The sequence below is a fragment of the Providencia huaxiensis genome (genome assembly GCF_002843235.3).
Lineage (GTDB): Bacteria > Pseudomonadota > Gammaproteobacteria > Enterobacterales > Enterobacteriaceae > Providencia > Providencia huaxiensis.
Genome location: NZ_CP031123.2, coordinates 2,893,584 through 2,920,165, shown reverse-complemented (window position 1 = coordinate 2,920,165; position 26,582 = coordinate 2,893,584). Strand labels below are relative to the sequence as shown.

The following is a 26,582-nucleotide window of genomic DNA, read 5'->3' as shown; positions in this document are numbered from 1 at the left end:
CGATTGAATTTACTTTAATAATGGGCAATATGTGAATATTGCCTATTTTTTTAGATTTAACATAGCATAAATTGACTTTATTGTTTCCTACCTGTCTTATTTCCTTTTTTAATTACTTACCCCTACTATTTATAATCTTATTAATTATATTTTTACACATTTGCTAGATATTTTTAGAATTTAACCTTTTTTCGCGATATCATGGCTCACAAATTATTATGGCCTTAAATTGTTGCATCTAAGTAGTTATATTACTAGCGCCAAACTGAAATTAGCCATCTCATTGGCTGAAAATTTATAATATTAAATAATAAAATGCGCTGGAATTTTGTTTAGCGGAGAATTTATGTCATTCAATCGATGCCAAACCCTGATAGCGGCAGGGATGGCTCTATGTATGTCCTATGCGCCTATTTATGCAAGTGCAGAAGGGGCGACAGCTTTACCTGTGCCACCGTTATTAGAATCACGGTCGGGACAGCCATTATTTTTAACTTTACAAAAAATTCATTGGTCTTTTGATGGAAAATATTCAGCCGATATTTGGGGGGTTAATGGTTCTTCTCCTGGGCCGACTGTCAAAGTAAAAAATGGCGATGATATTAAGCTTATCTATAGTAATCGCTTACCTGAAGCGGTTTCAATGACAATCAGTGGGTTGCAAATACCCGGTACACAAATTGGCGGCGCTGCAAGGTTAATCTCACCTAATGCAGATTGGTCTCCGGTGATCCCAATTCGCCAAAATGCGGCAACGCTTTGGTATCATGCCAATACCCAAGGAAAAATGGGTGAACAAGTCTACAATGGTTTATTGGGTATGTGGATCATTGAAGATGACGTGACGAAAAATTTGCGCTTACCGAAACACTATGGTGTTGATGATTTTCCTATCATTATTCAAGATAAGCGTTTAGATAATTTTGGTGTTCCAGAATATAAAGCAGATGAAAATGGCTTTTTAGGCGATACATTACTGGTTAACGGCGTGCAAGATCCTTATGTTGAGGTTTCTCGAGGGTGGGTTCGTTTACGGTTATTAAATGCGTCGAACTCCCGTCATTATGTGATGAAAATCAGTGATGGTCGCCCATTCTCGTTAATTGCATCTGACCAAGGTTTGCTAACCGTCCCTGTGAGTGTTCAAGAACTACCATTAGCGCCCGGTGAACGGCGAGAAGTCTTGATTGATATGGCGAAAACGCAGGAATTAACGATTACTGCGGGTGAGTCAGCTACCTTTATGGACCGTTTAAAAGGGTTGTTCGAGCCATCGAATAATTTAATTTCAACTAATGTACTAACTATCAAAGCGACAGGTTTGATGTCATTAGTAACAGATGGCTTACCAACGCAGTTAGTTGAAGATAAAACACAGGTCACATCCAGTATTACACAACGCAATATTCACCTTAATGATGGTTTTGGTATTAATAATGCGACCATTGATACAAACAGGGTTGATTTTTCAAGTCGCCAAGGTAATTGGGAGCGTTGGGCTGTGACGACAAATGAACCACAAGCGTTTCATATTGAAGGTGTGCGCTTTAAGGTACTAAATCGCAATGGCAAGCCAACACCAGCAGAAGATTATGGTTGGAAAGATACGGTATGGGTTGATAGTAGAGTTGAATTATTAGTACAAATGATGCAACCGTCCTATAACCATTTCCCATTCTTATTCTATAGCCATAATTTAGAGAAGGCGGATTTAGGCTCGGCAGGGCAAATGGTGGTTGCACCGCAAGACACCATGCAATAATAGGCATTATAACAATATTGAATATTCAAAAAGCAGGCGTTTAGCCTGCTTCAGACTGCTGACAAACATACTATGTTTGGCGGCAAGTCAAATAGGTTTTGAAAATAAACTAGGAAAATCAATTTATTGATTTTCGGCTGATAACACAAAGCGGGAAAAACCACGCTTTTATCCCGCTTTGTCAACAACCCCAAGCAGGCGTTTAGCCTGCTTTTTTGATGAGAGAGAATAAGGTTAGCTCAGCGCGACTCGAATACCGAAAGCGATTAATACCACCCCGAGAACCTTATCAACATATTTTTGCACTTTTGCTAGGCCTTTTCTTACAGGAGCGCTTTGGATTAAGAAAACTAAAATAGGCCAATAGATAACGGCTAAACCCCAAATAATAAAGGCAAACCACAGCTTCTCACCAACAGTAGAATTAATGTCTAGCACTTGGGTAAAGACCGCTAAAAAGAACAGAGTGGCTTTGGGATTTAATACATTACAGAGAAAACCTTGCATAAAGGCTTTTTTAAACGAAACTACTTCATGTTTACCCGTTGCTAAGTCAACTAAATGGCTTGATTGTGGGAGTAAACTTTTAATACCGATCCAAACCAAATAGGCCGCACCTGCATATTTTAAAATATTAAATAGCCAAGGCGTGGTGGTAATCAAAACGGCTAGGCCTGCAACGCAGTAGGACATATGCAGTGCAATAGCAACTATCACACCACACGCGCTCATCAATGCAGCAGAGCGTTGATAGCGCGCAGCATTTTTGACAATCAAAAAGAAATCAGGCCCTGGAGAGAGCATACCGAGTGCAGCGATGGTAGCAACCATAATACTCGTTTCGTACATGTTATAATCTCTTTTCCCGTTCAATGTTGGCAAATAAAAATGACCTGCTAAATACTTACATTTAGGCTGATATCAGAGGGTTCATTTTGTTTTTAAATGTTATTTTTCGTCGTAAGTTTATCAATTCGAGTATAAGTGATTCAAAGCTGTTTAAGGAAGCTTAAATTTAGTCGACGAAACAATTCTCTTTCCGTATAGTGTGCTCAATTTTTATATCTTGTTTCTAAGGTGAATAGATGAATATTAGCTTAATCGCAGCAATGGCGATCGATCAGGTTATCGGCATGGAAAAAGCGATGCCTTGGAATTTGCCGGGGGATCTCGCGTGGTTCAAACGAAATACGTTAAATAAACCGGTTATTATGGGCCGTGTTACCTATGAATCAATTGGGCGCCCATTACCACAACGTGTGAATATTGTATTAAGCAGTGCACCTGGTACTGATTCTGATGTTATTTGGGTAACGTCAATGGAAGAAGCGTTGGCTGCGGCACAAGCCGTTGAAGGTAATGATGAAGTTATGGTCATTGGTGGTGGTAAAATTTACCAGCAGTTCCTGCCACTCGCGAACAAGCTTTACTTGACGCACGTAGATGCCGAAGTTATCGGTGATACCCATTTTCCAGCTTATGAGCCTGATGAATGGGATTCTATTTTTACGGAATACCATGAAGCTGACGAAAACAATACCCATGGTTATTGTTTTGAGATCCTAACCAAAAGAGCATAATTTTGGGTTTGAATACAAAAATGGCGCTTAATGGCGCCATTTTTTTTATAACTTGCGGTTAATCATACAAAAAATTATTCTTTGCGGCTTTTTTGATATGACTTTTGTCGGTGATATTGCTTGGTTTCCCAATGGAATAGCGTTAAATCGCCTCCCCAGCAGCATCCTGTATCTAAAGCATAAACGTTATCAGGGGTGCATTTTCCTTCGAGCGATGCCCAGTGGCCAAAAAACACTGAATAGTCATCAGGAATTTTACTTTGTAGATCAAACCAAGGTTTTAGTGGAGCAGGTGCCTTTTTAGGGTTTTCCTTACAAATCATATCTAACTGCCCGTTCGGGAAACAGTAGCGCAAACGTGTTAATGCATTAGTACTAAAACGCAAACGAGCTAGCCCCATTAAGCCTTCAGACCAATTGTTTGGCATGTCGCCATACATGGAGTCGATAAATAATGGATAGGCATCACTAGACAGCACCGCTTCAACTTCCCTTGCACACATGCGTGCTGTTTCGATATCCCATTGTGGCGTTATACCTGCATGAGTCATCAAGATCTTTTTTTCTTCATCAATTTGTAATAAAGGCTGACGACGTAACCAATTGATCAGTTCGTCAAGATCAGGTGCATGTAATAACTCATCGAGGTGATCTTTGGGCTTATTACGACTGATTTTACAGTAAATCCCTAATAGATGGAGATCATGGTTACCAAGCACTAAACGCACGGCAGAACCAAGGCTTTTTACATAGCGTAAAACTTGCAGTGATTCAGTTCCACGGGCAATGAGATCGCCTGTTAACCACAATGTGTCTTTGGTTGGGTCAAAATGGACACTTTCCATCAAGTCACGGAGCTCACGATAACAACCGTGAATATCACCTACTAAATATGTCGACATAATTAATTAATCAGTGTTGGGATAGCAAGACGAAAAGCTGGGATATCAACGTGGAAACTATCCCCTTGTGTGCTTATCATCACATAATAACCTTCCATCGTACCCATTGGTGTTTCAAGGATTGCGCCACTGGTATAACGGTATTCTTTTCCTGGTGGAATAAGGGGTTGTTCACCCACGACGCCTTCACCTTGAACTTCGGTCTTATGGCCATCACTGTTAGTAATGAGCCAATAACGGCTCATTAGTTGGATAGGCTCTCGTCCTAAATTACGAATGCAGATTGTGTAAGCAAACACATATCTCGCAATATCGGGTTGAGATTGGCTTTCTATATAGACACTCTGAACTTGGATGCTTACATTTGGCTCATTAAGCATAGTGCCTCCTTCAACAGACTATTCTGAACGGTTAGAGAGATAGTTTGCCATTTTACAGTATTGTTCAACAGAAATATTTTCTGCTCGGGTGCTTAAATCAATACCCAGTTCAGTTAGCTCTTCAACACTGAATAAATCCCCTAAACTGTTACGGATCGTTTTACGGCGTTGGTTGAAAGCTTGTGTGGTAATACGACTTAAAAATTTAATATCTTTTACCGGATATGGATTTTCGCGATGAGGGATCAGCCTAACAATGGCAGAATCTACTTTTGGCGCAGGTGTAAATGCAGTCGGTGGTACTTCCAATACCGGCACCACGTTGCAATAATATTGCGCCATAACACTCAAGCGACCAAAGGCTTTGCTGCCTGGGCCTGCAACTAGGCGATTCACCACTTCTTTTTGTAACATGAAGTTCATGTCAGAAATAGAATTGGTGAATGTGAATAAGTGAAACATTAGCGGTGTGGAGATGTTGTAAGGTAAGTTACCAAAAACTCGCAGGGGTTGACCTGCTTGTTTGGCTAATTCACCAAAATCCACTGTCATTGCATCTTGCTGAATGATAGTTAATTTATCTTTTAGCTGAGGGTGAACGTGTAAACGTGCTGCAAGGTCACGGTCAAGTTCAACGACAGTCATTTTATCGATTCGGCTACCGACAGGCTCGGTTAAGGCACCTAAGCCGGGACCAATTTCTACCATGGACTGACCCGGCAGCGGGTTCATAGCATCCACGATGCTGTCGATAATAAATTGGTCAGTTAAAAAGTTCTGCCCGAAGCGTTTGCGGGCAAAATGCCCCTGATGGACTCGATTATTCATGTATTCTTAGATGTCATTTGGATAGCTAACTTTAATGCGGTGATAAAACTTCCCGCATCAGCATGACCCGTACCTGCGAGTTCAAGGGCTGTGCCATGGTCGACAGAGGTACGGATAAAAGGCAGGCCGAGAGTGATATTTACTGCTCTGCCAAAACCTTGGTATTTTAACACAGGAAGGCCCTGATCGTGATACATAGCTAACACTGCGTCTGCATGGTCTAAATACTTAGCTTGAAATAAGGTATCGGCAGGTAACGGCCCAATTAAATTAATCCCTTTTGCTCGTAGGCTTTCAAGTGCAGGCTCTATCGTATCAATTTCTTCGGTACCCATATGGCCACCTTCCCCTGCATGCGGATTTAAACCACAGACATAGATGGCTGGTTTTTCAATACCAAATTTTGTTTGTAAATCATGGTGTAAAATCGTGATGACTTCATGCAGGCTCTGTTGAGTGATGGCGGCCGACACGTCTTTGAGTGGTAGATGCGTTGTGGCTAATGCAACACGCAGTTCTTCGGTAGCTAGCATCATAACAACGCGTTCACAGCCACTTCGTTGTGCAAAGAATTCTGTGTGGCCACTGAATGACATGCCTGCATCATTAATAATCCCTTTATGTACGGGACCTGTTACAAGCGCTGAAAATTCACCATTTAAACAGCCGTCACAAGCTTTTGCTAAGCTCTCCACAACATATTGGCCATTATCAACGTTGAGTTCACCTGCTTTTGCCACCGTTGCCAACTGAACTGGTAGAACGGATAAGTGGCCTGCAGGCTGTACTTCAGTAATTGAATTGGGGGAATATTCAATTAATGTCAGAGGCAAATTGAGTGCTTTGGCACGTTGGCGTAATAAGTCAGGATCGGCGCAGGCAACCAGCTCAACAGGCCATTGCTGTTGAGCGAGCTGAATAAGTAAGTCTGGGCCAATCCCGGCAGGTTCACCGGGAGTGATGACAATAGGCTTAATTTGATTTTTCATCTGCAGATTGGCTGTCACGACCATCAACCATTTTTACGTAAGCGGAGGCACGTTGTTCTTGCATCCAGCTCTGCGCTTCTTCGTTAAATTTACGATTAAACAGCAAACGGTATGCTTGATCTTTTTGTGCCGCGTCTGTTTTATCAACGTTGCGTGTGTCTTCTAACTGAATTAAGTGCCAACCAAAATTTGATTGAACAGGTTGGCTTAATTCGCCTTTATTCAATCTCATTAACGCATCACGGAAAGCTGGGTCATAGACGTCAGGCATATTCCAACCTAATTCACCGCCTTTTAACGCACTACCCGGGTCTTCAGAATTTTCTTTTGCAGCATCTTCAAATGAGATTTTGCCTGAACGAATTTCCTGAGCAATTTGAGTTAGTTTTTGTCTTGCTTGTGCATCATCCATAATTGGAGATGACTTAATCAAGATATGGCGCGCTTTCACTTCTGTGACAGAAATAGGTTGGCTGCCACCACTGACATCGTTAACACGTAAAATATGGTAGCCGACACCGGAGCGAATTGGGCCAGCAATATCGCCTTTTTTCGCATTTTTCAGTTGTTCAGCAAAGACAACTGGTAATTCTTGCAGGCGTGACCAACCCATATTACCGCCTTTCAGCGCTTGGGGATCTGCGGAATAAGCGATAGCTAATTTACCAAAATCTCCACCTTTTTTCAGTTCATCTAAAATTTTATTTACTAACGCTTCAGCGGTTTTTAGCTGTTCTTGTGTTGGATTTTCGGCTAATGGGATCAAGATATGACTTAGGTTAACGCCCATTTCGTAATTTGCTTGTGAGCTCATTTGTTCAGCAAGCGAATCAACTTCTTGAGGTAAAATGGTAACACGGCGGCGAACTTCATTGTTACGCACTTCAGCAATCAGCATCTCTTTACGAATTTCGCTACGATATTGATTCATATTGATGCCATCTGCGGTTAAACGCTGTTGCATTTGCTGCAGTGTTAAACCGTTTTGACGAGCGATATCAGTAATAGTTGCATCCACGGCTTCATCTGGAATATTGATTTGCATTTGGCTAGCCATTTGCAAAATGATGTTATCCATAACGAGACGCTCAAGGATCTGATGACGCAGAGTTTGATCATCAGGCACCTGTTGACGTGCGTTCTGAGCATTCAGTTTTACCGTGTTGATCATATTCTGGACGTCACTTTCCAGTACAACACCGTTATTGACGACCGCAGCGACTTTATCCATTTGCTGAGGCGCAGCCAAAGCAGTGGAGCTTGCGAACATCAGTCCCAGAATAAGCGTTCTCCAATTCTTCATAATGGTCCTATAAATATTGACTTTGATTCCGCAAAAGCGGGCTAATCTCTTTTTACTCGTCATACTTCAAGTTGCAGTGTTGTTGACTGCGCTCATTCGCACTAGTCACATACTTATGTATGCTCCCAACAGCCCTCGAATTATTAGAGCAAATTTATGTTATTTTTATCAGAAAGCGCGTTGATAAGGCATAATGCCACTTTCTAACATTTTCTGGCTACCTAAACTATGATTGTTATTTAGGCCTCTAAGTTCCACATTGATTGACCATTTATTGTCATATTCACTGCTGAACTTCTCTTTTTGCCAACCAACTATCTTACGTTCATAACCAAGATTGACTGCCCAACAACAAGTATTGTATTGCAAACCAACCAGTTGGCTAGCAGGTTGCTGCTGTTTAGTATCATAATAATATGACCCTACAAAGCCCCAACGTTCGCTTAATGGCCAACTCACGACAGTACCCACTTGTGAAATACCACGTTGGTATTCAGGCAGCGTATAGGTATAGCCTCCGTTTGCCGTATCTTCACGACGGAAGGTTGCTTGAATATAATCGCGGTCAACGAAACGGTAGTTCAACTGAACTAAACGATCGGCATCTAAACGGTATTCTGCAACCGCATTCCCCATAGTGACATTACCGAGGCGGCGGTCATATTGCAAACCACCCCGTAAGCCCCAGTTATCATCAATTCGCCACATAGAGTCAGTGGCCCACAATAATGAGCCAGTGTTGCTTTTATCATCAATTGGACGATTTGAATCACCTGCACGTGGGCGTTCAAAGTAATAAATTTGACCCACGGAGAAGTTAAAGCGTTCCGCTAAAGCATCGTCATAAACACGTGTTGTAACACCTGTAGTGAACTGGTTTGCAGAGGCGATACGGTCAAGGCCACTGTAAATTCGGTCACGGAATAAACCGCTATAGTCTGACTGCAATAATGAAGAGTCAAAGTTATTGATATTGTCTTGATCTTTATACGGAATATACAAATATTGGACACGTGGTTCTAATGTTTGAACGAAATCGCTGCCTTGGAAAAGGTCTCGTTCGAAGACAACTTTTGCATCGCTTTTAAACATAGGCAGAACGCGCGTCACATTTTTTTCTAAGCTTTTATCCGTATTTGAGCGAGGGATATCTTGGTCGTAATGCGTCGCATACAGTTTGATACTGTTATTCATATTTGCCCAGCCATTAGATAATGGCAGGTTCACTTCAGGCTCAATGTGTAAGCGAGTTGCATCTGGGTTATTTTTCCCCACACTCGTAAAACGGGCAGCTTGTGCGTAAGTATGCACATCAAAGGCACCTAAATTATTTTTATAATAATTGAAGTCCACCTGTGGCTCTGCTTTATAAGCACGCTTGTTGGGGTTGTCCGCAAAAATTTGGAATTGTTTGTGAGTGACTTTCGCATTCCAGTTTGTATCTGAATAACCTGCACTGAATTTTTGCGTGGCGTAGCCATCAGTGGTGCTACCGTACTGGGAACTAAAGTCAGTAAAATAGCTAGGGTCGCTCACTTTGGTATAGTCAGAGCTAAAATTCCAGTGCCCTGCATAAGTCCCAGAATGGCGCCAGTAGAATAACCAGCGGTCATCGCTATCACGATCTTCACGCTTACCACGTTCTTTGTCTTTGATATAAGCTCGGTCATGATTTAGAAAATCAAAGGCCACGGTCCCTGTACCAGGAGCAATTAGGTAACGGAATTCATTATTTAATTTTACACCACGGTGGGTCATAAATTGAGGTGTAATCGTGGCATCGTAGTTTGGCGCAATATTCCAATAATAGGGTAATGAAAACTCTAGCCCATCGTTACTTGAATAGCTCCCAGTCGGAATTAAGAAACCGGAACGACGTTTATTACCAATTGGTAATTGCATATATGGGCTATAGAAAATAGGCACGTCACCGACTTTAAAACGTGCATGCCAAATTTCAGCGACTTCTTCTTCGCGGTCGATTATCACTTCAGAGCCAGCAACGCTCCAGCTATTATTGCCGGGTAAACAGGTCGTGAACGTGCCGTTTTCCATAATTGAATAACGGTTTTCACCACGCATTTTCATTTTTTTCGCGTCACCACGCCCCTGACGGCCTACCATCATGTAGTTACCATCATTCACATCCGTGTTTTTATTATCTAAGTTAGACCACGCAGAAGGGCCTTTTAAGATAATTTGTGGGTCATCGTAGTGAACATTTCCGGTTGCCGTGACTTCGCGCACAGGGAGTTCACCCGCTGTTTCTGTTTGGGTGAGCTTCACATTATCAGCGGTTAATGTTTGGTTCCCTTGTTGAATATCGACATTACCTTCATATTCAACAAAATTAGGGTATTCACCACGGACATCTTCAGCGGTAATGTGAATCGGCAGGTCGTTAGGGTCACCTTTTACAATCGGTTTTGTGTAAACAGGGACACCCAGCATACACTGCTGTGCAAGGTCAGCATGCGCTTGCTGACTATAAATTGCCGCCCATACCATGGTGGCGAGTAGTGTTGGATAGCTTTTTTTCATCATTAAATATGGGGTTCCGTCATCATTGGCATCGCCAGCAAACGCTCAAAGACTAACTTAGCCAACCACTTTGCGCCAGTATAATGTAAGAAACTTTACGCGCGGGTAGTTATGCATAGAGCTGAATGAATAGTATGATAATGCAAAATTGCATTTTGAGCATTGAAGAATTGAGGGATATATGCACTATTGGGGCAAAATTATTGGCGTTATACTCGCAATCGTCTCTGGATTGGGCTTTTGGGGAGCGCTAATTGGGTTAATTATTGGGCATGGTTTTGATAAAGCATCGATCCAACGTAAATTTGCAGGGAGAATGAATAAGCGAGATCGCCAAATCATTTTTTTTGCGAGTACTTTCCAAATTTTGGGGCATTTAACGAAGTCCAAAGGCCGTGTAACCGAGACAGATATTCAGCTTGCGACCAATTTAATGGACAGAATGCAATTACACGGAGAAACACGAAAAGCGGCTCAACAAGCGTTTAGAGAAGGTAAATCCCCTAACTTTCCATTACGAGATGTATTAAAACAACTACGAATGGCTTGTTATGGCCGTTTTGATTTGATTCAGATGTTTCTGGAAATTCAATTACAAGCTGCTTTTGCAGATGGACAATTACACCCAAACGAACGAAAAGTGTTGTTTATCATTGCAGAAGAGCTAGGGATTTCTAAGGTTCAGTTTGAACAGTTCTTGGATATGATCCAAAGTGGTCGCCAATTTGGCCAAGGTTACTCTCAGCAGCAATCAGGAGGGTATTATCAGCAATCGAATGGCCCAACCCTTGACGATGCTTGTAAAGTGCTTGGTGTGTCTCCCAGTGACGACCCAACAAAAATTAAGCGTGCCTATCGTAAATTAATGAGCGAACATCACCCAGATAAGTTGGTTGCGAAAGGTTTACCGCCAGAGATGATGGAGATTGCGAAGCAGAAAGCGCAATCAATCCAAGCAGCTTATGACTTAGTCAAGAAGGAGCTCGGCTTCAAATAAATTTCCCCGTCATATTTTGCGCCGCAGCGTTGTTGGCTGCGCTCGCGCACCCTAGTCACATACTACTGTATGCTCCTAGGGATTCGCTCTCTTGCCGCCTAGCTGCAACACGAACTATTTAAGGGAAATCAGGCTAACGAAGAAAAACCAAAAAATCTCGCTTTGTTGTCTTCATTCATGAACCCTAGTCACGTAGTTATCTACGCTCCTAGGGATTCGCTCTCTTGCCGCCTAGCTGCGGCACAAACCATTTAGGGTATGCTAGGGGGAGGGAAAATTAATCAAACGATCAAATAAATCTAGCATTAAAAATCCGGTGGGCAGGTAAAATGCATTGGCGTGCCATATTCAGGATGGGTGATATATAATTCCTGTGCATGTAATTGTAAGCGAGGGGCGAGCGCTTTGGCTTCATCGTGAGCATAAAAGCGATCACCAAGGATTGGGTGGCCTAAAGCTAACATATGAACTCTCAGCTGGTGAGAACGACCTGTAATCGGTGACAGTTTCACGCGAGTTGCTTGTTCTTCATATTGTAAAACTTGGTACTCAGTTTGTGCTGATTTCCCTGTTTCGAAACACACTTTTTGCTTAGGGCGGTTTGGCCAATCACAAATCAGTGGTAAATCAATCAAACCTTCTTCTTTTTCTAAATGCCCCCAAACACGAGCAATATAGACTTTTTTGGGCTCACGCTCCCTAAATTGGCGTTTAAGCTCCCGCTCAGCCTTCTTGTGTAGTGCCACAACCATGACACCACTTGTCGCCATATCTAAGCGATGTACGGATTCAGCTGCGGGAAAATCACGCTGAACACGACTCATAATGCTGTCGTGGTGCTCAGGAGCTTTCCCAGGCACAGAAAGTAGCCCACTTGGCTTATTCACCGCAATAATATGGTCATCTTGGTAGAGCACATGCAGCCAAGGTTCAACGGAGGGATGGTAAGGTTCCATCATAAGGTATATCGCTCCCAAAGCTCTTAAAATAAATTCTCCCTCTAATGAGGGAGAAATTGGTGATAATTTTAAGCTACGTTCACCATAATTTAAATAGCTAATAATAAGTGGATTGAATGGCTTAGCACCTAATACGCTTATTGATGAGTCACCACAACTAAGCGGATGGCATCTAGGCGCCACGTAGCTTGGTCGATATTGGTCATCAGTTTCTGGCGCTCTTCTTCAATGATATCAAGCTCTTCATCACGGATGTTTGGGTTGACCGCTTTAAGTGCTTCTAAACGAGAGAGCTCCAGCGTCAGTGCCTTATCCGCAGCTTCTTTTGCATTTTCTATCAATGCCTTGGCTTCTTTTTCGATCATTGGTTCAGATAAGCGTAATACCGAATGAACCTCATTTTGTACGGCATTGACCAATTTGCTCGCCATATGGCGGTTAATGGCATTTAATTGGCGGTTAAAACTTTCAAACTCAACTTGAGATGATAAGTTATTACCTTTTAAATCAATTAATAAACGTACCGGAGTTGCTGGTAAGAAACGACTAATTTGCAGGTTTTTAGGCGCTTGCGCTTCCACAACGTAAATGAGTTCAGTCAATAAGGTGCCAACAGGCAATGCTTTGTTTTTCAATAAAGAAACTGCGCAGCTGCCGGTATCGCCAGATAACACTAAATCTAAACCATTACGAATAATAGGGTGCTCCCAGCTGATAAATTGCGTGTCTTCACGGGAAAGCGCTTGCTCTCTATCAAATGTGATGGTGCAACCATCTTGAGGAAGCCCTGGGAAATCAGGTACTAACATATGGTCTGAAGGGGTTAGGATAATCAAGTTGTCACTTTTATCTTCTTGATTAATACCCACGATATCAAAAAGATTGAGTGCAAAGTTGACCAATTCGGTATCGTTATCACCTTCGCCAATTTCTTCAGCTAATTGATTACCCGACTCGCCACCGTTTGAATGCATTTCAAGTAAACGGTCACGGCCTTGTTCTAATTGTAATTTTAAGCTGTCATGTTCAGCACGGCAGGTTTTAATAAAATCATCAAAACCTTCAGTGACTGTCGGTTCAGCCATAAATTGCAGTAATGGTTGGTAGTATTTATCGTAGATAGCGCGACCTGTTGGGCAGGTATGTTCAAAGGCATCTAAGCCTTCGTGATACCAGCGGATCAACACCGATTGTGCAGTACTTTCTAAATAAGGCACATGGATGCTGATATCACGGCTTTGGCCAATACGGTCTAAACGGCCAATACGCTGTTCGAGTAAGTCTGGATTAAACGGCAGGTCGAACATCACTAATTGGTTAGCAAATTGGAAGTTACGTCCTTCAGAGCCGATTTCAGAACACAATAGCACCTGTGCCCCTTCTTCTTGAGATGCGAAATAGGCAGCCGCTCGGTCACGCTCTAATAACGATAGCCCTTCATGGAACACAGCAGCACGAATCGCTTCGCGTTCGCGTAAAACTTGTTCTAATTGTAAAGCAGTTGCGGCTTTCGCGCAGATCACTAACACTTTTTCATGGCGGTTTGCGGTCAAAAAGCCCATTAACCATTCAACACGCGGGTCAAAGTTCCACCAAGTGGCATTTTCACCTTCAAACTCTTGGTAAATTTGCTCTGGATAGAGCATCTCTTTTGCACGTGTTTCAAGGTCTTTTTTACTGCCCATAATACCCGCCACTTTAATTGCGGTTTGGTATTGGGTGGGTAAGGGCATTTTTAACGAATGCAATTCACGGCGAGGGAAGCCTTTAACACCATTGCGGGTATTTCTGAACAATAGGCGACTGGTACCGTGGCGATCCATTAACATGTTGATCAGCTCTTGGCGTGCAGCATGGCCATCTTCACTTTCAAGGTTTGCCGCTTTTAGCAGTGGTTCGATATCTTGTTCTTTGATTAGCTCGTTAAGTAAATTTTGCTGGTCATTAGTCAGTTTGTCACCCGACAGTAACAGGGAAACCGCATCAGCAACTGGACGGTAGTTTTCTTGCTCAGCAATAAAGTCTTGGTAATCATGGAAACGGCTAGGGTCAAGTAAACGCAGGCGAGCGAAGTGGCTTTCTTGGCCTAGCTGTTCTGGTGTTGCCGTTAATAGCAAAATAGACGGGATATTTTCGGCTAATGTTTCAATCACTTGATATTCGCGGCTCGGGGCAGTCTCGCTCCACTGTAAGTGGTGAGCTTCATCGACAACCATCATGTCCCAGCCAGCTTCAACTAATTGGTCAAAACGCTGCTTATTGCGGCGGACGAAATCCAGTGAACACAGAACGAGTTGCTCTGTTTCAAATGGGTTATCGCTATCATGTTGCGCTTCACTGTAACGGCTATCATCAAACAGAGAAAAGCGCAGGTTAAAGCGGCGCAGCATCTCAACGAGCCATTGGTGCTGTAAGCTATCAGGAACAATAACTAAGACACGTTCAGCACGGCCTGCCATCAATTGCTGGTGGATAATCATCCCTGCTTCAATGGTTTTACCTAAGCCCACTTCGTCAGCGAGTAATACGCGCGGGTGGTGGCGTTTTCCCACTTCATTGGCAATATGTAATTGGTGTGGGATCAAACTTGCACGAATGCCGCGTAGCCCTGTCGTTTGGTGTTTGACTTGCTCGCTTTGGAACTTGCGTGCACGAAAGCGCAAAGCAAAACGATCCATACGGTCAATTTGCCCAGCAAATAAACGGTCTTGCGGCTTATTGAATGTGAGCTTGCTGTCAAGGAACACTTCTCTAAGGCTCACACCGGTTTCTTGCGTATCTAAGCGTGTGCCGATGTAAGTCAATAATCCTTTATCTTCTTCAATGCTTTCAACTTGAAGTTGCCAGCCTTCGTGGCTGGTAATGGTATCACCTTCATTAAACATCACTCGGGTAATAGGGGCATCACTGCTAGAGTACAGGCGGTTTTCGCCACTAGCAGGGAAAAGCAGCGTTACCATACGGGCATCAATTGCCACGATGGCACCTAATCCAAGTTCGCTTTCTGTATCGCTGATCCAGCGTTGACCAAGAGTAAATGGCATAGATTTAACTTAATTCCATAAAATTGAGAGTTTATTTTTTAGATTTTTTAAGACAATTTTTATCAGTGTCTTCGCCCAGTGTTGGTGTAACTCATTAGCTAGTTACACAAGGAAGAGTTCGAATTATTTTAAAAACAGTCGTTACCTGATGATTAATTATACACATTTAATCATTCAAATTGCAGCAAAGTAAGCATCAAAGCGTTTGCTGGGCTTGTGGCCAAGACAATAAGCAATGTCTATTTGAATTATAACGGGTATTGTTGATTATCACGCATAATTTGTGTAGCCAGACGTGCGAGATACCAAAGGGGCGATATATTAATTCAACCGAGGGCTATCGTCACCTGTTAAAAAAGCATCAAAGGTGGAATAAATTTTAAAACAAAAGGGTGATTTGCCCAGTTAGCAGGGTATCAAAGTCATCTTGTAAGAAAGGTAAGATGGCATCGGCTATTGGCTTGATTTGCTTAGCGATATAATGTTCGTAATCCGGTTTTGCTGTGATGATTTCCAGCGGTTCAGGCCCCGCTTGAGTGATAATATAGTTTATCCAACCGCCATTTTGATACTGCAAAGGGCGCTGTAATTTTAAATTATAATCATCAGCGGCACGAGCGGCTCGAACGTGGGGAGGAACATTTTTTTGGTAATCAGTCAATTTTCGGCGCAGACGTTTACGGTAAACTAAACGGTCATCATATTGGCCTGAACGAATATTTTGTACATATTCACGAATATATTCACGGTAAGGTTGGCGATAAAAAATACGGGTATAGAGCTCTTTTTGGAATATTTGTGCTAAAGGTGTCCAGTCTGAGCGAATGGTCTCCAACCCTCTAAATACCATGGTGTCTTTACTCAGCCCTGCATAGCGCTTTTTACTCCCCATTTCGGCACCACGTACCGTTGGCATCAAAAATCGGCGGTAATGGGTTTCATATTCGAGCTCTAAAACACCCTCTAATTGCCACTCTTCGGCTAAATGTTTTTTCCACCAGCTATTCACGTAATCACGTAAAGAAAAACCAATTTTTTGCGCTTGTTCTTCATTGTGGGCATCACGTAACCACACAAACGTGGAGTCGGTGTCCCCATAAATAACCTGATAACCCTGTGACTCAATCAAACGTTTGGTTGTACGCATGATTTCATGGCCACGCATGGTGATTGACGCAGTTAGCCTTGGGTCAAAAAAACGACAACCTTCAGCCCCAAGTACCCCAGCAAATGCGTTCATAATAATTTTCAACGCTTGGGATAGCGGTGCATTATGTTCTTTTTTGGCTTTATCCCGTTCTTGCCAGATATGGCTGACAATATCGGGTAAACAGTGGGTTGTGCGAGAAAACCAAGCTTGGCGAAAACCGGGAATAGAATATTCAAGGTCTGGATGCGCTAATCCTTCAATCATACCCGCCGGGTCGATGAGAAAAGTTCTAATAATTGAAGGATATAGGCTTTTGTAATCCAAAACTAATACGGAGTCATATAGCCCGGGTTGGGAGTCCATGACAAAGCCCCCAGGGTTCAGTTGCATTTTATGTTCCGTAAAGTTGGGAGCGACAAATCCAAGGCGGTGTAAACGGGGAATATAAAGGTGTGAGAATGCCGCGACAGACCCGCCCATTTTATCGACAGAAAGGCCGGTTACTGTTGAACGTTCCTGCAAGAACGCCATTAAATCCGTTTTTTCAAAGATCCGATGGACTAAAATACAGTCTTGAATATTGTAATGTGCCAAAGCGGGTTTATCGTGAGCAAAGCGGCGGTTGATCTCATCCATTCGGTCATAAGGGGTATCAATCGCTTTACCTTCACCAAGTAGCGCTTGGGCGACAGACTCTAAACTAAATGAGGAAAAACTCCATGTCGCGGCTTTTAATGCATCGATACCATCAATAATTAACCGGCCTTCAGCGGCAGCAAAAAATACCCCTTGTTTAAAGCCATGCTCTCGCCATTCCAGTTTTTTGCTTTGTCGGCCAAATAATAAGGGGATGCCATAACGCTCTGCATGTTTTTGTAATACTTGTAGGTCGAATTGGATTAGGTTCCAACCGATGATGGCATCAGGGTCGTATTGGTGAAGCCATTCATTGAGTTTATGAAGTAATTGCGGGCGGCTATTCACATAAATTAAGCGATGTTCAGTGCTCAATGCCGGCCCTTGTTCTGGCCCTAACATAAATACCACGTTGTCACCGCAGCCAGACAACCCTATCGAATAGAGTTCACCATGTTGACTGGTTTCGATATCAAGGGAAACGGCTTTGACTAAAGGGCGGTAGCCTTCGCAAGGCTTTAGTTGAAACTCCCCTTGCTGATTTCGAGAAAACCAGACAGAGGCCGCGATAAAGCGTTCCATTAAATAGCGTTCACTTGGGCGAATATCGGTTTCTAATAATTCGACACCCAATTCGTTGCAACTTTTTTCAAGATTTTGCAATTGTCGATATTGGTGGCAATAAATTGCATAGACTTTTTCGCGTTTAAAATCAATTAATTCAAGGAGCCGATAGGTAATGCTGGGTTGTTCATCTAATAGATGTTTTACTTGAGGGAATTGAGACTCAGCTAAAAAGCCAATCGCTTTTTGATAGGGAACAGTGACCTTTTGAGGTTGGTTATCAGTGAGTAGCCAATAAGAGACCTCAACACCGTGGCGGGTGTCTTTCCAGTGGCGGCTAAGAATAAAGCCTCTTTCTGCTGGAGCGATAAGTTGGGTCATTAGGCTACTCGCATAAAACTCGTATAAAAATAGTTACGATAAATATACGCGAATAGTGTGAATTTATACAGTGTTAATTATTGGCAGCGGTGGTGATACTCAGTAACGCAGATGCCGCACTTTGCCCCTGTAATAGTAATTGAGTATCGCCATCGTAGGCGATTTTCCCCTCTGCAATAACCAGTGTCCGTGGGGCAATTTGCAGGGCATCATCGACATTATGGGAAACCATTAATAACGTGATTGATTTTTCCGCACAAATTTCCTTAAGTAATAACAGCATTTCTCGGCGTAATGCAGGGTCGAGAGCAGAAAAAGGCTCATCAAGCAGTAAAATTGGTTGATTGCGGATCATGCAGCGTGCCAATGCTGCGCGTTGGCGTTGTCCCCCCGACAATTGAGCCGGTAACCTATCTAAACATTCACTCAGGCTGACTCGGCTCGCCATTTGTTCAACTAGCTGAATTTGCGTTTTATTAAGGCGCAAATTGGGTTGCAGACCCAGACCAATATTTTGCCGGATAGTCAGGTGTGAAAATAAATTATTTTCTTGAAATAGCATGGAAACAGGGCGCTTAGCAGGTGGCGTGAAGGTATGGTCTTCGCCATTGAGCACAATCTTACCGCTATTGGGAAATTGAAAACCGCTAATTAAACTTAATAACGTACTTTTCCCTGCACCACTTGGCCCCATGACTGCCACAGACTCACCGGACTGAACAGAAAAATCAAATGACATTGTCAGGTTGTCGTATTGGTAATCTAACTGAGTCAATTTAATCATGATGTTTTCCTGAAATACGTTCAATCAAGCTGAATAAGCAAAAGCAAAGTAATAACAATAGCATGGCCGTAACAGCCCCATCGTTCGACCGATAAGCCCCTATTTGCTGATAAAGATAATAAGGGAGCGTGCGGAAGTTATCATTGCCAAATAACGCGACGACACCAAAATCACCAATTGAGATAACACAGGCAAATGCGAGCGCTTGGGCGATTGGTTTACGCAGTGCTTTAAGTTCAATAATTCGAAAGCGATTAAACCCTGAAATATCGAGTGATTGGCACAATGGGTTATAGCGTTCAGCGCTGTCTCGCATGGGATTTTCTAATACTTTTAACGCATAGGGGATAGCTAACAAAGCGTTTGTCATGATGACTAATGGGTAAGGGGATTCAGGTAAGCCTATCGTTTCATTAAAAAAGATAAAAAAACCTGTCGCTAGCACAATACCGGGCATGGCTAAAATAATTAACCCGCTAAGTTCTATGGCTTGCCCTAGACGAGCAGCTTGGCGTAAGCGCAATTCACGACTGCTCCATAACAACATTAAGGTGAGTGCCACACAGACGGTGCCCGCACACAGTGCAATAAACACCGAGGTTGCAGTGGCTTGCCATAAGGCTGATTGCTGCAGTACCGCCCAGAGTTGCCCATTCAAGCCATCAAAAATAACAGCGAACAGCGGGGGCAGTAGCAATAACATGGCAGCGATAATGAGCAGCAGATCACGAATACGACGAAATGCGTTATCAGCGGGATCAACCCATTGCGCTTGTTGGCTAAACCCCACTGAAAATACACTATTTACTCTATGGCAGATAAACATTAAACCGACACAGAAAAACAGCTGGATGAGCGCCAAAAGGGTGGCTCGTCCTAAATCAAAATCATAATTAAGTGCTTGGTAAATAGCCAATTCGATGGTGGTTGCTGCCGGGCCACCTCCCAGAGCGAGAACCGTCGCAAAGCTGGCAAAGCACAGCATGAAAATTAATGCGGCAGTGGGTAATATTTGTCGCCGTAAATAGGGCCATTCTAAAATAGTGAATTGCTGCCACTCATTAAACCTCAGTTGTGCTGCAATCTGCCGTTGCTCAATAGCGATATTCTCTAAAGATTGCAATAGCATACGTGTTGCCAGTGGCATGTTAAAAAATACATGCGCTAACAAAATGCCTTTTAGGCCATAAGGTGAAAAGGTGTAATCAAGCCCTAGTAATTGACAAAGTTTAGCTAGCCAACCCGTCTGCCCGTAAACCGATAAAATACCAAATACGGCAACTAACACCGGAAGAACCAATGTCATTGCACATAGGCGTAAAAATAGAGTTCGCCCAAAAAAACGACGGCGATACAGTGCTCTTGCGAGAAAAATAGCAGGGATCACAGAAAAAATAGCAGATAAAAAAGCCTGCCAGAAAGTAAAACCAATTACATGCCACAAATAGCTATCGCTGATAATGTCAGCCACTGAGATTTCAGGTGCAAAAAACCACAGCGCACCAAAACTAATGAGTGCAACCGTAATCAGTAAACCGGAGGCCAACGCCCCCGGTAGTAAAGACAAATTAATCAGCGACTGACGGCGGCTTGCCATAAACGAGTCCAGTTTTGGCGTTCTTTTGCAACTTCTTGAGAACTAAATTGTAAGGCTTTTTCAGGTAGAGGTAACTGGTTGTATACCTCAGGTAAGGGAATATCAATGACCGGATACATCCAGTTAGTCGTTGGCAAGGTGTTTTGGAAATCAGGTGTTAAGACAAACTGTAGGAATTGCTTGGCGAGCTCCGGTTGTGGGCTATTTTTCAGCCTTGCAGCCACTTCAACTTGCATATAGTGACCCTCATTAAATAATGCCGCTGCATAGTTATCTTTTTGGTCATTAAGCATTTGGTAGCCCGGTGATGAGGTGTAACTGAGTACAAAATCACCTTCTCCTTTTAAGAACAGGCCATAAGCTTCACTCCAACCTTTAGTGACGGTAAGTGTTTTGCCTGCCATTTTTTGCCATGCATCCGCAGACTTGTCGCCATACAGTTTTTCAATCCATAGCATTAAGCCAAGCCCCGGAGTGCTGGTGCGAGGATCTTGGTAAATAATTTTCCAATTATTATCACTATTTAATAATGCATCCATACTTGCTGGGGGGTGTTTAATTTTATTAGTGTCATATATAAATGCAAAGTAACCATAGTCATAAGGAATGAAGGTTGAGCTATCCCACGAAATAGGCAGTTTCAATGCAGTGGTATCAATGTCAGCGGGGGCAAACAGGCCTGTTTTTTCAGCAGAATCTAATAAATTATTATCTAACCCTAAAATCACATCTGCTTTGCTTTTTTTCCCTTCCATTCTGAGTCTGTTTAGCAGCGCTACGCCATCTCCCAGCGCCACTATTTTTAACTCGCAATCGCACTGCGCTTCGAAATTCTTTTTAATTTGAGGGCCAGGGCCCCACTCTGCTGCAAAGGAATCATAGGTATAAACAGTAAGCGTTGGTTTATCAGCCCATGCTAATTGACTTAAACTGAGTGCACTAAAGGTAAAAATCGATGCTATAATTTTGTTTTTAAACATGCTTTTTCCTGCGCTAAAAGATAGTGACACAGGATTTGAGGAGAAACCGGTGCAGATATGCAGACGGTGGCTCAAATCCCTACGCCGGTATTAACCGGATCAGGTTCTACGGGTTAGTTCTCAGCCTAAATAAATTCGGCACCCCGTTGAGATGTTCACTATTGTAGTGACTTCAGACATATCTGCAAACTGTATTGATATAGGTTTACCAGTTTAGGTATGTGTGAAACAATTAGGCATCTTTCAAATTTGGTTATTGAGGTAGTCTGTGATTGATGATGATGGCTACCGCCCGAATGTAGGAATTGTAATTTGTAATCGGCAAGGGCAAGTTTTATGGGCCCGCCGCTATGGTCAGCACTCATGGCAGTTTCCTCAAGGAGGCATCAATCCCGGGGAATCGCCGGAACAGGCGATGTATCGTGAGCTATACGAAGAAGTCGGGCTACAGCGTAAGGATGTCAGGTTATTGGCATCTACCCGTAATTGGTTACGTTACAAATTACCCAAGCGTTTGGTGCGTTGGGATACAAAACCTGTTTGTATTGGGCAGAAACAGCGTTGGTTTTTACTTCAACTTCAATGCAATGATGCCGATATAAACGTGCAGCGCAGTAAATCGCCAGAATTTGATGGCTGGCGATGGGTCAGTTATTGGTATCCTGTTAGGCAGGTGGTTTCTTTTAAACGTGAAGTTTATCGGCGTGTTATGAAGGAATTTGCCCCTGTTGTTATGCCTCTGCAGGAACAAAAATTACCACAACGACCCACTTTTAATAACCGTAGGCGTGGAGCAAAGTAGCCTATGTTGATGCGTTTACGTGAAATTGTCGAAAAAGTTGCAATGGCGACAAGTTTGACTGATGCGCTAGAAGTGTTGGTGAATGAGACTTGCAAAGCAATGCGAACAGACGTTTGTTCCATTTATTTAGCTGATCACCCTCGCCAATGCTATTACTTAATGGCAACCCGCGGGTTAAAAAAACCTAGCGGGATTGCTATTCGCCTAGGGTTTGATGAAGGTGTCGTGGGTGCCGTCGGGCGCCAATCTGAGATGCTCAATCTAGCCGATATTCGTGAACATCCTCAATATAAATTCCTGCCTCAGCTTAAAGAAGAACAGTTAAGAGCTTTCTTAGGTGTCCCCGTGGTCTATCGCCGCCAATTATTAGGCGTGCTGGTGGTACAGCAGCGGGAAAAACGACTGTTTAATGAAACCGAAGAATCTTTCATGGTCACGTTGTCGATGCAACTCGCTGTGATCTTGTCACAAGCTCAGGCAAAAGGTATTTTTGGGCAATATCGACAAAATAGAATTAAAGCTATCCCTGTATCTCAGGGAATTTCAATGGCTTATGGGTGGCAAGATAGCTCCCAACCCTCTTTAGATAGTATTTTCCAAGCCAGTACCATTGATATCGACAAAGAAAAGCAACGCCTTGTCACTGCCCTCGAAAGTGCTACTGCGGAATGTCGTCGTATTAGTAAACGTTTTATGGCTAGCTCTGCAAAAGAAAGTGCAGCAATATTTGATCTCTATAATCATCTACTTAGCGACCCTCAGCTAAAAAAACACCTATTTGCTGCCATTAATGACAACGCAACCGCTGAATGGGCGGTTAAAACGGTCATTGAAAATTATGTAGAGCAGTTTTCTCGCCTTCGTGACCTCTATTTAAGAGAAAGAGGGGCTGACTTAAAAGCCTTGGGGCAACGTTTATTATTTCATCTTGATGATTCACTGACCGCAAATGAACAGTGGCCAGAGCGTTTTATTTTAGTTGCTGATGAATTAAGCGCTAGCGTATTGGCTGAGTTACCTATTGAGCAACTTGCTGGTGTGGTCGTGCGTGACGGAGCAACACATTCTCATTCTGCGATTTTAATCAGAGCCATGGGGATCCCTGCAATTATGGGGGCAGATATTGAGCCTTCGCTGTTACATAATCGCCATTTAATATTGGACGGCTATCGTGGTGAGCTCTTTATTGAACCTGAGAACTTAATTGTTCAGGAATACCAGCAAATTATTGAAGAAGAAAATGTCATTAGTCGCTTAGCAGAAGGGACTCTTGGGCAAGATGCAACACTTAAAGGTGGCGAACACGTTCATATTTACCTTAATGCGGGTTTAAGTCCGCGTTACGAGCAACAAATTAACACAGGGGTTGACGGTGTTGGCTTGTATCGTACTGAACTGCCTTTTATGCTGCACAATGGTTTTCCCTCGGAAGATGAGCAGAAACAGCTCTATAAGGAAGTTTTACAACTCTTCCCAACCAAACCGGTTGTGTTAAGAACCCTTGATATAGGAGCTGATAAACAGCTGCCATACATGCCAATTAGCGAAGAAAACCCAAGCTTAGGCTGGCGTGGTATTCGTATTATGTTAGACCAGCCCGAGATTTTTTTGATTCAGCTAAGGGCGATGTTACGGGCGAATATGTTTTCAGGTAATTTACGTATTTTATTACCGATGGTGACTAGTGTTAATGAGATAGACGAAGCCATTTTGTTGGTTAAAAGAGCAAGAGACGAAGTGAGTATTTTATTAAAAATGCCCGTTGAGATGCCCCAAATTGGTATTATGCTTGAAGTTCCTTCTTTGCTATTTTTATTACCAGAGATAAAAAAACGCGTTGATTTTATCTCTATTGGGACTAATGACTTTACACAATATTTACTTGCTGTTGACCGTAATAACACCCATGTAGCGGCACTATATGATAATCTTCACCCCTCAGTTGTGCGCTTTTTAGCAAAAGTAAGTGAAGAGTGCCAACGCCTTCAGCTCCCTGTCAGTGTTTGTGGGGAAATGGCAGGGCAGCCACTTAGCGCAATGGTATTAATTGCTCTAGGGTATCGCTCCTTAAGTATGAGTGGGCGTAGTGTTCCTCGCATGAAATATTTAATCCGCCAGCTTGACCCAGTCTTGATGTCGCAGTTAGTACCGAAATTATTGGCTGCGGAAACGAGTGATAGTGTCAGGCTAGAGGCGAGTGAATTTATGGAGCAACACCATTTAGGCGGTTTTGTACGTGGTGGGATTTAACTTACAACAAGATGTAATTAGTTAAGATGTAAGTAGTTAATTTGGTTTAGTTCGAAAAATATCAAGTATAAATGACTATACTTTTTGTTGTATGCTTCAGGGGACTTCACACATTGAAGTCTGTTGAATACGTAATAGTCGACGAGTAGTTGGCTTAATGATTAAAAAGTGGGGAACAATGAGTAACAACTACTTAGCATTTCCAGAAATAGATCCTGTTATGTTCTCGATTGGGCCAGTATCGTTACACTGGTATGGCTTTATGTACCTTGTTGGCTTTGTTTTTGCCCTTTGGCTAGCAGGACGTCGCGCTGCAAAACCCAATAGTGGCTGGACAAAAAATGAAGTAGAAAACTTGCTGTACGTTGGCTTTGTTGGCGTATTCATCGGTGGTCGGTTAGGTTACGTTTTCTTTTATAATCTCCCTGTTTTTCTTGACGATCCTTTATATCTATTTAAGGTTTGGGATGGTGGTATGTCCTTCCATGGCGGCCTAATCGGTGTGATATGTGCCATGATGTGGTTTGCTCACCGTACTCGCCGTCGTTTCTTGCAAGTATCTGACTTTGTTGCACCATTAATTCCATTTGGCCTAGGTATGGGTCGTATTGGTAACTTTATTAATGGGGAGCTATGGGGACGAGTAACACTCGATACGCCATGGGCATTTTTATTCCCTCATTCACGCAGTGAAGATATTCAACTTGCCGCCCAGGACCCTTCGCTATTACCCATATTAGAGCAATACGGTGTGCTACCAAGACACCCATCACAGCTTTATGAAATGTTCTTAGAGGGGATTGTTCTGTTCCTTATCTTGAACTTATTTGTGCGTAAACCTCGCCCAATGGGGAGTGTTTCCGGGCTATTCTTGATTGGCTATGGTGCATTTAGGATTATTGTTGAATTCTTTAGGCAGCCAGACGCACAGCTTGGTTTATTTGGTGGTATTAGTATGGGGCAAATTCTGTCAATACCGATGATTATTATTGGAATTCTAATGATTGTTTGGGCTTACAAATATGGTAAAAATGTGCCGGCCCATAAGCCACTAAAAGAGCCTAAAAAGAGTTAATAAGTACAATTACTGGGGCTAACTTAGTCTGCGGAATATAACTATTTTGTAAATAAAGCAATGAAGTACAACAAGACAAAGGTTAGCCACTTAAGTTATTTTTTTAAAAGAGAGTCACTATGAAGCCGTATCTTGATTTATGCCAACGTATTATTGATGAAGGGCAATGGGTTGAAAACAAACGAACAGGAGTTCGTTGTTTAACCGTTATTAACGCTGACCTTGAATATGATGTTGGTAATAATCAATTCCCCTTGATTACGACTCGTAAAAGTTTTTATAAAGCAGCAATAGCAGAGCTTCTTGGCTACCTTCGCGGCTATGATAACGCAGCCCAGTTCCGTGAAATTGGTTGTAATACCTGGAATGCGAATGCAAACGAAAACCAAGCATGGCTGAATAACCCCCATCGTAAAGGTGAAGATGACATGGGGCGCGTCTATGGCGTTCAAGGGCGCTCATGGCAACGTCCAGACGGTACGCACTTAGACCAATTAAAAAAAGTCGTCAATAACTTAAAAAATGGAATTGATGACCGTGCTGAAATCATCACTTTTTATAACCCGGGTGAATTTGAAATGGGCTGTTTGCGTCCCTGCATGCATACTCATACTTTTTCACTATTAGGTGATACACTACATTTAACATCTTATCAGCGTAGTTGTGATGTTCCGCTTGGCCTAAATTTCAATCAAGTACAATGCTTTGTTCTACTTGCTCTAATGGCTCGCATTACAGGGCATAAAGCCGGTAAGGCTTATCATAAAATTGTGAATGCGCACATTTATGAAAACCAATTGCCTTTGATGCGTGATGTCCAGCTGAAACGTGAGCCTTTTGCTTCCCCTTCATTGGTTATTAACCCCAAAATTAAGTCATTAGAAGACCTCGAAACATGGGTAACTTCAGATGATTTTACCCTCGAAGGGTACCAGTGCCATGAAGCTATCAAGTATCCATTTACTGTTTGATTAGCGAATATATTTTTTACTAAGATGGTTTTATCTAAAAGCCATCTTAGTCTTGTTTTTTACATCTCACTATTTCCCCCTTTATTGATTCCATCACTCCTCATTGA

General features: G+C 42.6%; 20 protein-coding genes and 1 riboswitch. Of the genes, 7 read left to right on the top strand and 13 right to left on the bottom strand.

Annotated elements, in window-relative coordinates:
* The first annotated feature begins 346 nt into the window (after positions 1-346).
* The gene (gene ftsP, locus CYG50_RS15055) at positions 347-1,762 is read left to right on the top strand and encodes a cell division protein FtsP (protein WP_102137826.1); all 1,416 of its coding nucleotides are present in this window, start codon (positions 347-349) and stop codon (positions 1,760-1,762) included.
* A 234-nt stretch (positions 1,763-1,996) separates the two neighbouring features.
* Here the strand turns inward: ftsP and CYG50_RS15050 are convergent, their stop codons facing one another.
* Entirely contained in the window at positions 1,997-2,611 is a 615-nt protein-coding gene (locus CYG50_RS15050) for a LysE family transporter (protein WP_102137825.1), read from the bottom strand.
* 236 nt (positions 2,612-2,847) lie between these two features.
* Between CYG50_RS15050 and folA the strand changes: the two genes are divergently transcribed.
* Positions 2,848-3,342: a type 3 dihydrofolate reductase gene (gene folA, locus CYG50_RS15045; RefSeq protein WP_102137824.1), complete on the top strand. Its 495-nt coding sequence runs from the start codon at positions 2,848-2,850 to the stop codon at positions 3,340-3,342.
* A gap of 74 nt (positions 3,343-3,416) precedes the next feature.
* Here folA and apaH read toward each other — a convergent pair whose 3' ends face one another.
* The 6 genes from apaH to lptD form a co-directional block, all read right to left on the bottom strand.
* The gene (gene apaH / locus CYG50_RS15040; protein WP_102137823.1) at positions 3,417-4,244 is read right to left on the bottom strand and encodes a bis(5'-nucleosyl)-tetraphosphatase (symmetrical) ApaH; all 828 of its coding nucleotides are present in this window, start codon (positions 4,242-4,244) and stop codon (positions 3,417-3,419) included.
* 2 nt (positions 4,245-4,246) lie between these two features.
* The gene (apaG, locus tag CYG50_RS15035; RefSeq protein ID WP_004257676.1) at positions 4,247-4,624 is read right to left on the bottom strand and encodes a Co2+/Mg2+ efflux facilitator ApaG/CorD; all 378 of its coding nucleotides are present in this window, start codon (positions 4,622-4,624) and stop codon (positions 4,247-4,249) included.
* An 18-nt stretch (positions 4,625-4,642) separates the two neighbouring features.
* Entirely contained in the window at positions 4,643-5,452 is an 810-nt protein-coding gene (gene rsmA / locus CYG50_RS15030; protein ID WP_102137822.1) for a 16S rRNA (adenine(1518)-N(6)/adenine(1519)-N(6))-dimethyltransferase RsmA, read from the bottom strand.
* Positions 5,449-6,441, bottom strand: a complete 993-nt coding sequence (gene pdxA / locus CYG50_RS15025; protein ID WP_102137821.1) for a 4-hydroxythreonine-4-phosphate dehydrogenase PdxA — start codon at positions 6,439-6,441, stop codon at positions 5,449-5,451. Before pdxA ends, rsmA begins: the two co-directional genes overlap by 4 nt.
* On the bottom strand, positions 6,425-7,744 hold the full coding sequence (gene surA / locus CYG50_RS15020) for a peptidylprolyl isomerase SurA (RefSeq protein ID WP_102137820.1): 1,320 nt from the start codon (positions 7,742-7,744) through the stop codon (positions 6,425-6,427). The genes pdxA and surA overlap by 17 nt, the downstream gene beginning before the upstream one ends.
* A gap of 168 nt (positions 7,745-7,912) precedes the next feature.
* The gene (lptD, locus tag CYG50_RS15015; RefSeq protein WP_102137819.1) at positions 7,913-10,288 is read right to left on the bottom strand and encodes an LPS assembly protein LptD; all 2,376 of its coding nucleotides are present in this window, start codon (positions 10,286-10,288) and stop codon (positions 7,913-7,915) included.
* A gap of 178 nt (positions 10,289-10,466) precedes the next feature.
* Between lptD and djlA the strand changes: the two genes are divergently transcribed.
* Positions 10,467-11,282, top strand: coding sequence for a co-chaperone DjlA (gene djlA / locus CYG50_RS15010; RefSeq protein WP_102137818.1), 816 nt, complete (start codon positions 10,467-10,469; stop codon positions 11,280-11,282).
* A 305-nt stretch (positions 11,283-11,587) separates the two neighbouring features.
* On the opposite strand, the gene rluA is transcribed toward djlA, so the two are convergent.
* The 6 genes from rluA to thiB all read right to left on the bottom strand — a co-directional run bounded on the left by rluA (position 11,588) and on the right by thiB (position 21,377).
* A complete protein-coding gene (rluA, locus tag CYG50_RS15005; RefSeq protein WP_102137817.1) occupies positions 11,588-12,241 on the bottom strand; it encodes a bifunctional tRNA pseudouridine(32) synthase/23S rRNA pseudouridine(746) synthase RluA in 654 nt (217 codons plus the stop codon).
* A gap of 137 nt (positions 12,242-12,378) precedes the next feature.
* Positions 12,379-15,285 (bottom strand): RNA polymerase-associated protein RapA, encoded by a 2,907-nt coding sequence (gene rapA / locus CYG50_RS15000; protein ID WP_102137816.1) that lies wholly within the window; start codon positions 15,283-15,285, stop codon positions 12,379-12,381.
* A gap of 379 nt (positions 15,286-15,664) precedes the next feature.
* Positions 15,665-18,016, bottom strand: a complete 2,352-nt coding sequence (locus CYG50_RS14995; RefSeq protein ID WP_102137815.1) for a DNA polymerase II — start codon at positions 18,014-18,016, stop codon at positions 15,665-15,667.
* A 73-nt stretch (positions 18,017-18,089) separates the two neighbouring features.
* The gene (gene thiQ / locus CYG50_RS14990; RefSeq protein WP_102137814.1) at positions 18,090-18,800 is read right to left on the bottom strand and encodes a thiamine ABC transporter ATP-binding protein ThiQ; all 711 of its coding nucleotides are present in this window, start codon (positions 18,798-18,800) and stop codon (positions 18,090-18,092) included.
* The gene (gene thiP, locus CYG50_RS14985; protein WP_102137813.1) at positions 18,793-20,397 is read right to left on the bottom strand and encodes a thiamine/thiamine pyrophosphate ABC transporter permease ThiP; all 1,605 of its coding nucleotides are present in this window, start codon (positions 20,395-20,397) and stop codon (positions 18,793-18,795) included. The genes thiQ and thiP overlap by 8 nt, the downstream gene beginning before the upstream one ends.
* A complete protein-coding gene (gene thiB / locus CYG50_RS14980) occupies positions 20,373-21,377 on the bottom strand; it encodes a thiamine ABC transporter substrate binding subunit (protein ID WP_102137812.1) in 1,005 nt (334 codons plus the stop codon). Before thiB ends, thiP begins: the two co-directional genes overlap by 25 nt.
* Before the next feature lie 58 nt (positions 21,378-21,435).
* A riboswitch (TPP riboswitch) is annotated at positions 21,436-21,533 on the bottom strand.
* Between the two features lie 112 nt (positions 21,534-21,645).
* Here thiB and rppH point away from each other — a divergent pair.
* The 4 genes from rppH (at position 21,646) to CYG50_RS14960 (ending at position 26,475) form a co-directional block, all read left to right on the top strand.
* The gene (gene rppH / locus CYG50_RS14975) at positions 21,646-22,179 is read left to right on the top strand and encodes an RNA pyrophosphohydrolase (RefSeq protein WP_004908658.1); all 534 of its coding nucleotides are present in this window, start codon (positions 21,646-21,648) and stop codon (positions 22,177-22,179) included.
* A 3-nt stretch (positions 22,180-22,182) separates the two neighbouring features.
* Positions 22,183-24,429: a phosphoenolpyruvate--protein phosphotransferase gene (gene ptsP / locus CYG50_RS14970; RefSeq protein ID WP_102137811.1), complete on the top strand. Its 2,247-nt coding sequence runs from the start codon at positions 22,183-22,185 to the stop codon at positions 24,427-24,429.
* A gap of 178 nt (positions 24,430-24,607) precedes the next feature.
* Positions 24,608-25,504 carry a prolipoprotein diacylglyceryl transferase gene (gene lgt, locus CYG50_RS14965; RefSeq protein WP_102137810.1) on the top strand — a complete coding sequence of 299 codons (897 nt, stop codon included), beginning with the start codon at positions 24,608-24,610 and terminating at the stop codon, positions 25,502-25,504.
* Positions 25,505-25,623: 119 nt separating this feature from the next.
* A complete protein-coding gene (locus CYG50_RS14960; RefSeq protein WP_102137809.1) occupies positions 25,624-26,475 on the top strand; it encodes a thymidylate synthase in 852 nt (283 codons plus the stop codon).
* Positions 26,476-26,582 lie beyond the last annotated feature (107 nt).